General features: G+C 66.3%; 9 protein-coding genes and 1 pseudogene. 3 read left to right on the forward strand and 7 right to left on the reverse strand.

Annotated features, from left to right (window positions below):
* Positions 1 to 81: 81 nt before the first annotated feature.
* Both nagB and EB084_09470 read right to left on the reverse strand, forming a co-directional pair.
* Positions 82 to 870: a glucosamine-6-phosphate deaminase gene (gene nagB, locus EB084_09465; GenBank protein NDD28477.1), complete on the reverse strand. Its 789-nt coding sequence runs from the start codon at positions 868 to 870 to the stop codon at positions 82 to 84.
* On the reverse strand, positions 870 to 1736 hold the full coding sequence (locus tag EB084_09470) for a PIG-L family deacetylase (GenBank protein ID NDD28478.1): 867 nt from the start codon (positions 1734 to 1736) through the stop codon (positions 870 to 872). Before EB084_09470 ends, nagB begins: the two co-directional genes overlap by 1 nt.
* Here EB084_09470 and EB084_09475 point away from each other — a divergent pair.
* Both EB084_09475 and EB084_09480 read left to right on the forward strand, forming a co-directional pair.
* Positions 1612 to 2064 (forward strand): annotated as a pseudogene (locus EB084_09475) (WG repeat-containing protein). The gene EB084_09470 and the pseudogene EB084_09475 overlap by 125 nt on opposite strands.
* 180 nt (positions 2065 to 2244) lie before the next feature.
* Complete coding sequence (locus EB084_09480) at positions 2245 to 2835, forward strand: WG repeat-containing protein (protein NDD28479.1); 591 nt, start codon at positions 2245 to 2247, stop codon at positions 2833 to 2835.
* Between the two features lie 38 nt (positions 2836 to 2873).
* Here the strand turns inward: EB084_09480 and EB084_09485 are convergent, their stop codons facing one another.
* The 5 genes from EB084_09485 to hpnH form a co-directional block, all read right to left on the reverse strand.
* Positions 2874 to 4382, reverse strand: a complete 1509-nt coding sequence (locus EB084_09485; GenBank protein ID NDD28480.1) for a hypothetical protein — start codon at positions 4380 to 4382, stop codon at positions 2874 to 2876.
* A gap of 44 nt (positions 4383 to 4426) precedes the next feature.
* Positions 4427 to 5899, reverse strand: a complete 1473-nt coding sequence (locus EB084_09490) for a hypothetical protein (protein NDD28481.1) — start codon at positions 5897 to 5899, stop codon at positions 4427 to 4429.
* Between the two features lie 236 nt (positions 5900 to 6135).
* On the reverse strand, positions 6136 to 6753 hold the full coding sequence (locus tag EB084_09495; protein ID NDD28482.1) for a hypothetical protein: 618 nt from the start codon (positions 6751 to 6753) through the stop codon (positions 6136 to 6138).
* 210 nt (positions 6754 to 6963) lie between these two features.
* Positions 6964 to 7818 carry a hypothetical protein gene (locus tag EB084_09500; protein NDD28483.1) on the reverse strand — a complete coding sequence of 285 codons (855 nt, stop codon included), beginning with the start codon at positions 7816 to 7818 and terminating at the stop codon, positions 6964 to 6966.
* 279 nt (positions 7819 to 8097) lie between these two features.
* Positions 8098 to 9099 (reverse strand): adenosyl-hopene transferase HpnH, encoded by a 1002-nt coding sequence (gene hpnH / locus EB084_09505; protein ID NDD28484.1) that lies wholly within the window; start codon positions 9097 to 9099, stop codon positions 8098 to 8100.
* Positions 9100 to 9319: 220 nt separating this feature from the next.
* Here hpnH and EB084_09510 point away from each other — a divergent pair.
* Positions 9320 to 13021 (forward strand): hypothetical protein (locus EB084_09510; protein ID NDD28485.1); only part of this gene is annotated, 3702 nt, incomplete at its 3' end.

Genomic DNA, 13021 nt, shown 5'->3' on the forward strand with positions numbered 1-13021 from the left:
GCGACTCGCCCACGATGCCCCGAATCCCCGAATAGCTCACGGTGAGACCTTCTGGAATCCCACCCGCGCGTGCGTTGTTGCTCACAGCGCATCGACCTCGACTCTCTGCCACTCCGGCTTGCTCTGATAGACGCTGCGGTAATAGTCGCGCATCGACAGCCGCGAGGCGGCGGCCTCGTCGAGCACCACCGTGACCCGCGCGTGCATCTGCAGCGCAGACGCGGGGCACATCGCCGTGATCGGGCCCTCGACCATGGCCGCGACGGCCGACGCCTTCGCTTCACCCAGCGCGAGAACCAGGCAGTGGCGGCTCTCGAGGATGGTGCCGATGCCCATGGTGATGACGTGCCTCGGCACCTCGCGGCCCTCGAAGAAGCGGCGGTTCGCCTCCACCGTCTCCGGAGCGAGGGTCTTGATGCGCGTGCGCGAGCCAAGGGACGACGTGGGCTCGTTGAAGCCGATGTGCCCATCGTGCCCCAGGCCGAGAACCTGGCAGTCGATGCCGCCGGCCGCCACGATCTCGCGCTCGTACGCGGCGCAGGCCGCGGGGATGTCGGCGGCCAGGCCGTCAGGAACGTGCCAGCGCCGCACCGGCACGTGATCGAAGAGCGCCTCTCGCATGTAGGCGTGGTACGAGGTCGGATCGGACGGCGACAGCCCCACGTACTCGTCGAGGTTGAACGTGGTCGTCTGCGAGAGGTCGAGACGCCCCTCGCGGTGGAGGCGCACCATCTCGGCATACATCCCCCGCGGCGTCGAGCCCGTGGCGAGACCGAGAACCGCGTCTGGACGGGAACAAACGAGCTGGCTCACGGTCGCGGCCGCGAGACGCGAAACCGCCGCGTCATCGGCAAGAATGACAACCTCCATCAGCAGAACCTCTCGAGACGCGCTTCCACCTCTGCCTGGAAGCGCTGGATGCAGGCGCGCACGAACGCGCGTGGGTCGAGAGACGGTTCTCTCACAAGGGGTGTCATGTCGAGGGCGTAGTCGAGGGCCGCCGCCCGATCGACCTCTCTGGGATGCAGGTAGGTGGCGTTCGCGCGCTTTCGGCCCAGGGTGGCAAGATCGTAGCGCTTGCCCCCCTCGAGCTGCGAAGCGAAGACCCCCATCAGCGACCCCATCAGCGTCTCGGCGTCAGAGACGTCGAAGACCGTCTTGTCGCTCTCGCACAGCCAGTCGAGCGCTCCCCAGACCTCTCCTCCGTAGAGACGCTGAGGACGCTGTGCCTCAGGCAGGGCGCAGATCGCGTCGACCACGGCCACCGCGAGCGCGGCGTGGGTGTCATGGCGATCTGCGAGGCTGTGGGTATAGATCTCTCGCGCGCCGCAGGCGCCCACGACAGCCGACAGCTCCGCGCGCAAGCCCCTGGCGCCCGCATCGGCGGGCCTGGCACGGATGGCCTCACTGGCGTGATCGAGGCAGAGCACGGCGCTGTAACGCCCCAGACGCGCCGCCTCGCACTGCTCGCCGAAGCGGATGTCACGCATCTGGGTGTCAGAGGTCCCCGCGTAGGGCCCCGACCGCGGGCTGCCGCGGCCATCGGCCACCACAACGGCGGTCAGCCAGAGATCGTCTCGAGACGCGCACTGGTGGATGGGCCACCACGCCATGAACTCCACATCGTCGGCATGCGCGCCGATGGCGAGGTGGGTCGTGCGCGCGAGCGCGACGTCGACGTCACTCCCGTCCGGGACAAAGGCGCGACCGCCAGGTTGGCTGAATGAGAAAGACATGTGCAGACCTTCCGCCACAGCCCGACCCTCCCCTCCCCGCCGCCCTTTCACCTCACACCTGCCACGCACGATGGCAGGCCCAGGAGAACCGCCCGCATGGCCGAAAGCCTCCCTCCCCATGCGCAGGTTGCTTCTCGTCTGCTTGACCGCCCTCATCGTAACGAGCGCGGCCCTTCGGGCCCGCGCGGACGATGCTCCGCTGTTCCCTGTCGTGAACGACAAGCGGTGGGGATACATCGACCGCCATGGACACCCTGTGATCGCCCCTCGGTTCGACCACGCGCTTTCCTTTCGTGAAGGCCTGGGGCTCGTGCGCGTCAACGGCAGATGCGGGTACGTCGACGCATCCGGCGCACTCGTCATCGCCCCGGCTCACGCCCAGGCCTGGCCGTTCGCGGAAGGCCTGGCTGCCGTACGTGATGACAACCGCAGATGCGGCTACATCGATCGCAGCGGACGTTGCGTCGTGCCCGCGACCTACGACGATGCCGATGAGTTCAGCGAAGGGCTGGCGCGGGTCACGCGATACGGCAGGCACGGCTTCATCGACAAGACCGGAAGGGTGGTGATCCGCCCTGAGTTCGACTTCGCCGGTCCCTTTCGTGAAGGACGAGCAACGGTCAGCGTGGCGCGCAAGGCAGGGTACATCGACCGCACCGGCAGGATCGTCATCCCCGCGCAGCTCGAGAGCGCGCGCTCCTTCTCTGAGGGGGTTGCGGCGGTGCGCAAGGGCGGGCTCTACGGATTCCTCACTCCCGCAGGCACGTGGGCCATCGAACCTCGCTTCGAGGCCGCGCAAGACTTCAGCGAAGGGCTGGCCGCCGTTGCACAAGGGGGGCGCTGGGGATTCATCAACCCCTCCGGACAGATGACCGTGGCACCTCGCTTCGATCAGGTGGAAGGGGGTTTCCGTGACGGTCTCGTGGCGGTGCGCGTGGGCGATCTCTGGGGATATGCCGACCACCGAGGCACCCTTGTGATCGCGCCTGCCTACACATCTGCGCAACCCTTCTTCGCAGGCCTCGGTCAGGTGCGCGACGTCGATCGCCTGGGTTGGGTCGACACGAAGGGCAAGGTGATCTGGCCCCCGTCACGCTGATCGGTTCGACTCCCCCGAACGGTGCCGGGCGTGACCGATCAGCGGGGCGCGGCCGAAGAAGGCGCGGCCTCGCCGTAGAGCGAGGCGCGAACGCACAGCGAAGGGTTTCTGCGCCAGGCCTCCCATCGCAGCAGCAGCGCGCGGTCGCTGGCCAGCATGCGCGCGACCCTGCCGGTCGGATCGACCATGGTCGCCCCCCCATCAAGCAGCCAGATGCGTGCGTTTGCGGGCAGGTCACGTGGCTGGAGGGCCGAAGCGACAGGCGCCGTGACGGCGGCGTATCGCGCGTGCACGGCAGACGCGCGCCAGTAGCGATCGACCACCGGCTGGGCATAGCCCGGCTCCACGAGCACCACATCAGTCGAGTGCCCGAGGCGAGAGACGAGCGCGACAGCCCCGCGCCAGTCCTGGTTCCACCATTCTTCAAACGCGATCAGGTTCACGCTCGAGACGAGATTCAACGTCAGCAGCGCGCACGCCAGGGTGAAGCTGAGCAGTCGCCACCCCCGAGAGGCGACGACGAAGATGAGACGTGACGCAAGAACCCAGAACAGCGGTGAGATCACGACCAGATAGCGCGGATGGGTGATGCCCAGCCCCAAGAGCGCCGAGCTCCCCAGCAGCAGCAGCACCGTTCCGCCGCAGACCACCGCAAGAAAGGCAGCCCGGAGATCTCTGCCCACGACCCAGGGCAGCAGAACAACGCACCCAGCACCCAGTGCCAGGGCATCCCACTGCCACATGGCGCTCACATTCAACGAGTATCCGGCCATCTGAACCGCCATCGTATCTCGCAGCGATGCCGCGTCAGCCACCCCGTGGAAAACGGGAACCAGCGCATCCGATCTGCGAACGACCTGCGCCAGCATCGTGGAGAGCCAGGGTGCGAACAAGATGAAGACCGCGCCAGCCACGACAAGCCGTTGCACGACGATCGCGCGGGTCACAGGCGTGCGACCGTCGAGCCCGCGCGGCGCGAGCCCGCAGAGCAGCTGCAAGGCAGTGCACGCGAGACAGAGATAGTGGGTGTAGGCGCCGAGAACCGACGCGCCCACGTAGAGAACGCGATTCTCGCGCGCGCCGGGGGTGCGCAGCTCGCGAAGCCAGAGCCCCGTGGAGATCGTGACGAAGAAGGCCGCCGCGGTATACGCGCGCGCCTCACGGCTCATCAGGACGTGCAGCGATGAGACCGCCAGCAGCAGCGCGGCAAGCCCCCCCTCCCGACGGCCGAAGGCGACGACGCCGAGCCAGGCGGCAGCGACAACCGCAAGTACCCCGAAGACCGCCGAGGGCGCGCGGAGCGCCGTCTCACTGTCACCCCACGACAGGGCGAGATGCACCGCCGCATAGTAGAAGGGAGGCGTGCGCTCAAGCTGCACGGTGGCCTCGCCGATGTCGCCGAGCGGCGCCTGGGCCACCACCTGGGTGAAGCCCTCGTCCATCCAGAGACCGCTGCTCGACAGACCACACGTTCGCAGCCAGGTTCCCACGAGAACCGCCAGCACCACCCCCGCCACGAACGCACGGAAAGACGAAGAGCCTGCCATTCTGCTGAACGTACAGGCTCCTCGCGCTCGATCCCTGCTACAGATCAGGTGGCGATCTTGGTCCGCTCGATGGTCATCTGACCGTCAATCCAGCGCACCACACCCATGTACGGGCGACCGCTGGCGTCGAACATGTCCTTCTGGGTCAGCTTCTGGCCCGGGTCGGCATACTTGACGCGCCCCGACTCGATCAGACGCTGCATGTTGTCGCGCGTGCGCTGGGTGACCTCAGCATCCTTGGTGAGCGCACCATCGGCGTCAACCGGCGTCTCGACCACGGCCCCACTGAACATGCCATACTGGGGACCGCTGAGCGAGACCTTCACGAGACGCGTGGCCTCGTCCTGGGTCTTGAAGATGCTGCTCGAAGCTTCACCCGCCTCCGACTTCAGGTTATCAGCGTCTCCCGCCTGCAAGATGTTGCGATCGGTGAATACCTTCACGACGAGGTCGCTGTGCTTGCCGCCGTTGTACTTGTTCTCGGCGTCGACATACGACTTGGCCATCTCGCGGTAGGTGAAGTCACCGTGCGGCGCAGTCTTGAAGAGATTGGCCGTCATCTTGAGAAGCTCGGTGCCCGCGTTGCGAAGGGCCGTCTTGGCGTCTTGCCCAGCGTCCATGCCCTCCTTCACCATTCCGGTGAGGACATCATAGACCGCGCCCGTCCACAGACGCGAGTAGCTGTGTGCCTCGCTGCCCAGCTCGTTGGGGCCGCCCACGTCGGGAAGGGTCGAAGGATCCTTCCACTTGAAGTCATTGATGGCGGTGCGAACGTAGTCGCCGCCAGTGGTGTTGCGATGGGTGACGTTGTTGATGGCGATGCCGAGCTCTTCACCCGTGTTGGAGAGAACGTTCGGCTTCTTCAGATCGCCGCCGGTCTGCTCGACGACCTTGTCGAGCACGCGCTCATCCTGCAGGCTGGTGAGCATGCCCATGACGTCGCCGAACGACTCGTGGAAGCCCGCCGGGTCAGGAGACCACGACGAGAAGTAGCCCGGACGCAGCCCGTCGAGAATCGCGTGGCCCGCCTCGTGAGATACCACCTCACCCGAGTCAGCGGAGAAGACGGTCTTCTTCGTCACCGGATCGGTACCGTGGAAGAAGTTGAGGTTCTTGTCATCGCGCGAGTAGTAGGCGTTGAAGTCTTCGCCGCCATCGGCCACGATGCCGAGCTTGCCGGTGCCAAAGGCCCACTGGATGGGCTTGCCCAGGGCGCTCTCGAACATGTCGATGGTCTTGCCCACCGCTGCCAGCGACACAGCCGCGTGGAAGCGCTTGTCTGACGGCTCGTAGACGTAAGCGCCATCTTTCTTCTGAATGGTCTGTGAGAGCTTCGCCTTGTCGAGGGTACCCCCGTCACCGACCTTCAGGCGCGTGCTGGAGGGGCTCATCACCGCGGCATCTTGGGAGTTGTAGGAGACGTCGGTCTCCTTGGCGCCGCTGTCCGGAACAGGCTCAGAGGCACGGGACGAAGTAGGGCGCTTGCTGCTGTCTACGCGATGATGGGTTGTGATCATTGAGGGCTCCTCCTGTGCGTTTGTCTGCGGAACCGAGCCACGCCTTCGCGTGTCCAATGGCTCGGCCGTGTCGAGCAGCCGTGAGCGCACCCACGACCGCCTCCTCGTATGGCCCTACCTCGTGTGGCCATGATACACCGGAAAGAATCCTGAAAAGGTTTCCACGATGTGAACATGCCGGCGTCACAGGGTCAACGCCCCATTGCGCGCGCGGGAACGGGGCGCTTCGCCCGTGCCTACTTGAGGGGGCGATCGAGGTGGATGAGCGTGGCCACCGTGTCTCGCTGCGCCGGGGTGAGGGACTTGAGCACCCCGATGGAGGTCTTCAGCGAATCACCCTCAGGGCGCGTGAGCCTCCCCTGACTGACCGCGTCATCGATCTTCTCTGCCATGTGTGGGAAGGCGTCTTGTCCGGCGACCGAGCCCTTGACGAACGCCTCGCGATTATCGACCGTCAGGAAGAGCACCTGGGTCTTGCCGCGGAGCATGTTGGCGATGTAGTCTCGCTGGCGCCCGTTCAAGCCGCCATAGAGCTCAGCGCAGTTCCCCGGCAGGGCCAGGGCCTTCTTGTGGAGCTCAGGGTTCTGGCGCAACGCCTCGACGGTCTGTGAAGACAGGCCCGCCTTGCGGGCCAGATGCTCCTCTGCTGACGGCGATGCCTGCCAGGTCACGGCCGTCATGACCGGCTCTGCGGCCAGGGCAGGCGTCGCACCAACCACGGCGCTCAATCCGCCGAGGGCGATCATGGCGGTCAGGGCCAGTTTGCGCAACCCCAGCACCTGTGTCTGGCGGTCGGTGGACGCGTCGGCGGCCGAAGAGAGACGCGACGAGGAGAGGGCAACCTGGTCACGCACAACCGCCGAAGCGGAGGGGGCCGCCTCTTGCGGCGCCCGCGCGTGAGGCGAGGCGATACCGCGCATGTGAGGCGACGATGTGCCAGAGATTGAGCCTAGCATAGGAAGGTTCCTCAACAGGTCTGCTCGAGCGGCGTTCCCCGTATCATACCACCTTCAGGCCACGCCCGCAAGGCAGCTCTTCCCCGCGGTGTGGCAGACCTGGGCAGATCAATCGAAGATGTTCGTGCTCCCCGCGCCGCCATCGAGGAACGCCTGAATGGGCTGCGACCCGTCCGGCTTCATGTTGCGCCAGAAGATGTAGTCCGGCGCGTGCACCGGACCCACGTCGGGGTTGAAGAGCAGGTGAACTCCCACGGCGGTAGACCGCGCCAGGAGCACCGCCATCTGCGACGGCGGAACGTAGGCGTGGGCCAGCTTATAGACGGGGTCGTGCTGGCTGGCGGTGTAGTAGATGCTGTCCTTCTTCACACCAGCGACTTCGAAGTCCTTGAATGACGCCGCGGGTGCGAGGGCCAGGATGCGGACGTGGTCACGAATGACGTTCTTCCATCGACCGCCGTCTTCCCGCGCGATGAGGTTCAGCGCGAGTGCGGTCTCGGCACCGCCTCCGCTGTGGAGTGCGATCTGCACATCACGTCCGGCCGCCAGCGACTGCTTGACCTCGTCGTGCACCGATTTCACGGCCATGTCAGATCGGAAGGCGGCGGTGCGGATGATGGACATGGGCAGGAAGTGTCCCTGCAGCGCCTTCAGCCAGCCGAGGTCGAGGGCGATGCGCGTCCCGTCGATTCCTGCGTTGACCCCTGCCGCCTCGTGGATGCCGATCACCGGCTGGTCTGCGCTGACCCCTTGGCTGGGGTCTTTGCGTGGCGCCTGCAGCAGGCGATGGATCTGGTCGTGCTGGCACGCAAGATCTTGATGGATGCCATCGACATAGATGAAGACGCGATTGTCCTTGACCGCATCGGCGGGGATGTCCGGGCCTGTAGACGGGATGTCCGGGGTGGTGTGCGGCGCGTGCTTGAGAACAGTCACACGACCGTCGGCGTACTGCTCGTACACCAGACCGTGAACCTCGGGGGATTCCGCGGGCGTGAGCGAAAGGTTGCGCTCATAGCGCTCAACCCCCTCGCAGACCTCCTTCGGAGGAGCAGCGGAAGAGGCAGCGCAACGCGAGCGCGCTCCGGCAGACGGAACGCTTGCACCCACTGCGGTCAATGCAGACATCCCAACCTCACTCATACAGGTTGACTTCAGTATAGCGGGTGCGGGCGCGACAGTTGTGGCCGGTTTGTTGCCGTTCGGATGCGCCGACGCGGGTGCAGCGTGGCGCAAGTGATGCTAGCCGGTGAGATGCCAGGCGGCCAGCTGGATCATGCTCTTGATGCTGCGCTGGGCCTCTTCCACAGCACTGGCCTCGAAGCCCGAGTGCATCTTGCAGTTCTGGCAGCGACGGTCCTTGCGCGACTCCCAGTAGGCCCAGTCGACCTCGGTCCAGAACGTCTCGAAGTCATCGTAGTACTTGTCGCCGATGAGATAGCACGGGCCCTTCCAGCCTCGCGGGGTGAAGTTCACCGTCGAGTATGGCGAGCAGGCGAGCTCACGCAGTCCGGCGGCGAACTCGAGGAACACCGGGGTGGCCGAGATCTTGTAGCGCTTCGAGAGCGCCATGACGCGCTTGAAGCGGTTGTGCATCTCGTCGCGGGTGAGGAACACGTCGCGTTCGACGCTCTCATAGTGATAGCCCGGCGAGATGAGCATGCCGTCGACCCGGAGATCCTTGAGCATCTCACAGAGGCGCTCGACCTCGTCGATGTTCGTCTCCTTGAACACCGTGGTGTTGGTGAGGGTGAGGTAGCCCCGCTTCTTGCTCTCGCGAATCATCTCGATGGCCTTGTCGAAGACGCCCTCACGGTCGCACACGTAGTCGTGGGTCTCCTTGGTGCCGTCGAGGTGCACGTTGATGAACAGCTGGCGGCTCGGCGGAATGACATCGAAGACCTTCTTGTCGAGCAGCAGGGCGTTCGTGCAGAGAATGATGTACTTGCCGCGGCGGATGAGCTCGCCCACCAGCTCGGGCAGCTCAGGGTACAGGGTCGGCTCGCCTCCACAGATGCTGACGATGGGAACGCCTGCGTCTTCGACGGCTTCGAGGCACTTCTCAACCGAGAGGCGGTCTTTGAGCTTGCCGGTGTGGCGCTCGATGGAACAGCCGAGACAGGCAAGGTTGCACGTGTACAGCGGCTCGAGCATGAGAACCGTGGGGAAGCGCTTGTGCCCCTTGCGGCGCTGTGCGGACATGTACCTGGCCTGGGCAATGGAGAAGTCGAGAGGGAATCGCATCAAAGCTCCTGTGAAAAGCGTGGGCGCTGGGAGGAATAAATCGCCTGCCTGAACGACAAGACGGTTGAACCGGTCACGCACCAGAGGCTGACGCGCGCATCGATTCGGAAGATTATGCCACAAGACGTGCGTCACCGCAATAGGTCAGACCCAAAGGAGAGCCCGCAACATGCAAAAAGTTCCATCCAAGCGCTCCGCCCCGTGGACGCTGTGCGCCCTGATGATCGTTGTTGCCGTGTCCGTGGCCATCGCGCGACCCGGGCGACCGCCCGTCATTCGTGGCGAGGGAACTTCCTCGACGGGGCTGTCGTTCAGACTCTCTGACGCGGCCGATGGCAAGGGCGGGCTCACACAGCGCATCCCCGGCGCGCCGAACCGCCCCTTGTCGACAAGCGAGGCATCACGGCTGCTGGCTTCCCTCACTCCCCTGCCCGCTTCGGCGGACGATGCCGCTCCTTTCAAGATGCGCACGGGCTCTCTCCCGGCGCCGCGTCCAGGGAAGACGCTCCCCCAGCCGTTCCCGCTCGCCTCGAGTGCATCCGCGCCATCGGTCGCCGGAGATGGGGGGCTCCGCGTGCTGCGACAGGCGCCCTATGGACCGGTGGCCCTCGCCCCGAACGTCAGCGTGACCTTCTCGAACCCCATGGTGAGCGTGACCTCGCTCGAAGACCTTGCCGCAGCCGCGGTGCCGCTGCAGCTGAACCCACAGCCCGCCGGCAAGTGGCGCTGGGTGGGGACCCGAACCCTCGTCTTCGAGCCCACCGGCCGCATGCCCATGGCCACCGAGTTCACCGCGGTGGTCCCCGCGGGCACGAAAGACGCTGCCGGGCACGCGCTCGAGAAAGAGGTGCGCTGGACCTTCCGCACCCCCGCTCCCCACGTCACCGAGAGCTACCCCCAGGGAGGTCCGCACGGGCGCAGCCCCGTCATGATTGCCGTCTTCGACCAGAAGGTCGACCCCAACGCCGTGCTCGCCACCCTCTCCACCGCTCCGCAGGGGGCCCTGCGCCTGGCCACCGCCAGCGAGATCGACGCCGATCCCGGCGCCCGCGCAGTGCAGCGCGGTGCCCAGGCGGGCCGATGGGTCGCGTTCAAAGCCGTCGATCCCTTCCCGACTTCGACCCAGGTCACCGTGACCGTCGGCACGGGCACGCCCTCGCTCGAAGGGCCGCTCAAGACCGATGCACCGCAGCGCTCGGATTGGCGCACCTACGGCCCCATGGCGGTGGAAGAGGCGGGCTGCGGCTACGGGGGCGAGTGCCCTCCCCTCTCTCCATGGCACGTCCGATTCACGAACCCCATCGACGAGAGCACCTTCAACGCGTCGATGGTAACGGTGACCCCTGCGCTGCCCGGCGTGAAGATCGAGGCCAACGGCCGCTACCTCGGCATCTCAGGTACGTCGAAGGGCCGCACCACCTACACGGTGACGCTCGACCCGCGCATGCGCGATACCTTCGGCCAGAACCTGACGCCCCCGGACAAACCCATCGCCATTCACGTCGGCTCTGCCCGCCCAGCCCTTGCCGGGCCCAGCGGCAGCTTCATCCTCGCAGACCCGTTCGCGCCACCGACCTACGCGGTCTACAGCGTCAACCACCCGCGCCTGCGCGTCAGGCTCTACCGCGTGAAGCCGGAAGACTGGCCGTCGTTTGCCACGTACATGACGAAGCAGCACGATGAGACCTTCCCCACGCCACCAGGGAGCCTGGTGTCAGACCAGATGGTGGAGACGAAGGGGGAGCCGGACGCCCTCACCGAGACCGACCTCGACCTGCGGCCCGCCATGAGCGGTGGGCTGGGCAGCGTCGTGGTGCTCGTGGAGCCCGAGACCCAGCCGGTCAACCACTGGGAGCGTCGCTACCTCACCGCCTGGGTGCTGTCGTCCCGCATCGGGCTCGACGCGGTGAACGACAGCCAGCGCATGACGGTCTCGGCCACCTCGCTCACTGACGGTCGACCGCTCGAAGGCGTGGAGACCACCCTCACCCAGTCCACCACCCGAGGCGCCACCGACGCATCCGGGCTCGCCACCTTCGATCTCCCCGCGGCCGCGGCCGCGCATCGGGTTCTCGTGGCCCGCAAAGGCGACGATGTGGCGGTGCTGCCGGAGAGCCAGTACTGGTGGAGCAGCGGAGAAGGGTGGAGACGAGGCACGCGGCGCCCCACGCTGAAGTGGTTCGTGTTCGACGACCGCGGCATCTACAAGCCGAAGGAACAGGTACACTTCAAGGGCTGGCTGCGCCAGCTCGGCCCGGGTCCGAAAGGAGACGTGGCCGGCGTCACCGACCTGGTGAGGTCGGTGCGCTACTCGGTGAGCGACAGCCGGGGCAATGAAGTCGCCAAGGGAGACGTACGCGTGGGAGCCCTGGGTGGCTTCGACGGGGCCTTCACCCTTCCCGACGCCACCAACCTCGGACAGGCCACGCTCACGCTCAGCACCGGTGTCTCGGCGATGGACGGCGCCACCACGACGCACCCGTTTGCTGTGGAAGAGTTCCGTCGCCCAGAGTTCGAGGTCTCCGCAACCGCCTCGCAAGGCACTTTCGTCATCGGGGGCCACGCAAACGTCAGCGCGGAGGCGAAGTACTACGCCGGCGGTGCGCTGCCGGATGCGCCCGTGCGATGGCTCGTGACCTCAACGCCGGGCTTCTACGCTCCCCCTGGTCACTCGGAGTACAGCTTTGGCACCTGGGTGCCCTGGTTCTGGTGGGGCGGCTCGAGCGAGAGCCCGAGCCGCAGCGTCGCGCACGCCTCTCGCACCGATGCCGGAGGGCGCCACGGGCTTCGCATCGACTTCGACGGAGTCACGCCACCGGGGCCCTCGAACGTGAAGGCCGAGGCCACGGTAACCGACGTGAACCGCCAGGCCTGGTCGGCATCAGCGTCGGTGCTGGTGCACCCGGCCCGTCACTACGTAGGGCTGAAGCGAGACAAGCTGTTCGGCAACCCCGGCGACCCGATCGATCTCGATGTCATCGTCACCGACATCGACGGCAGGATCGTCCCAGGGAGCACGGTTCGCATTCACTCCGAGCAACTCGACTATACCTGGAAGAACGGGCGCTACGAACAGACCCCAGGCAAGACCGAGGAGACAACCGTCACCTCCGGCAGCACTCCCACCAGAGTCACGCTCCATCCCACCGAAGGAGGCACCTGGCGCATCCGCGCCACCATCGCCGACCCGGAGGGACGGGCCAACCAGAGCGAGATCATGTTCTGGGTGAGTGGCGGCAAGACCATGCCGAGCCGTGAGGTCTCCGCCGAACGCCTGATCCTCGTTCCGGACAAGAAGAGCTATCAACCCGGCGACGTCGCCCACATCCTCGTGCAAGCCCCCTTCCCCGGCGGCCACGGCACCCTGAGCCTCTCGCGCTCCGGACTCATCGAGACGCGCGCCTTCGACACCAGGGAGAGCAGCGCAACCCTCGACGTGCCCATCGACGCGTCATACGTTCCCAATCTCGAGATTGGCGTCGAGGTGGTCGGAGCGAGCGAGCGTCTCGACGACAAGGGGCGCCCCGACTCGCGCCTGAGCAAGCGCCCTGCCTTTGCCCTCGGGTCGCTCACCCTGCCCGTTCCCCCGCTCAGCCGAGCGTTGAAGCTGGCAGCCCTCCCCCGTGACCGGGCCCTTCGACCGGGCAGTGAGACCGCCGTCGAGGTACGCGTGGTCGACGCCAGCGGCAGACCCGTCACGAGCGGTGAGGTTGCGGTGGCCGTGGTGGACGAGTCCGTGCTCTCCCTCACCGGCTATCGACTCGACGATCCGATGAACGTCTTCTATGCCCTGCGCGGAGGCGACACCCAGGAGCGTCGCAACCGCATCGACCTGCAGCTGTCGAATCCGATCCTGGCACTCGACGGCAGCGGGCCTCGCGCGCAGATGCGGGCCGAGGTCGGCATGAACGAGGCCATCCCC

Source organism: Pseudomonadota bacterium, assembly GCA_010028905.1.
Taxonomy (GTDB): Bacteria; Vulcanimicrobiota; Xenobia; order RGZZ01; family RGZZ01; genus RGZZ01.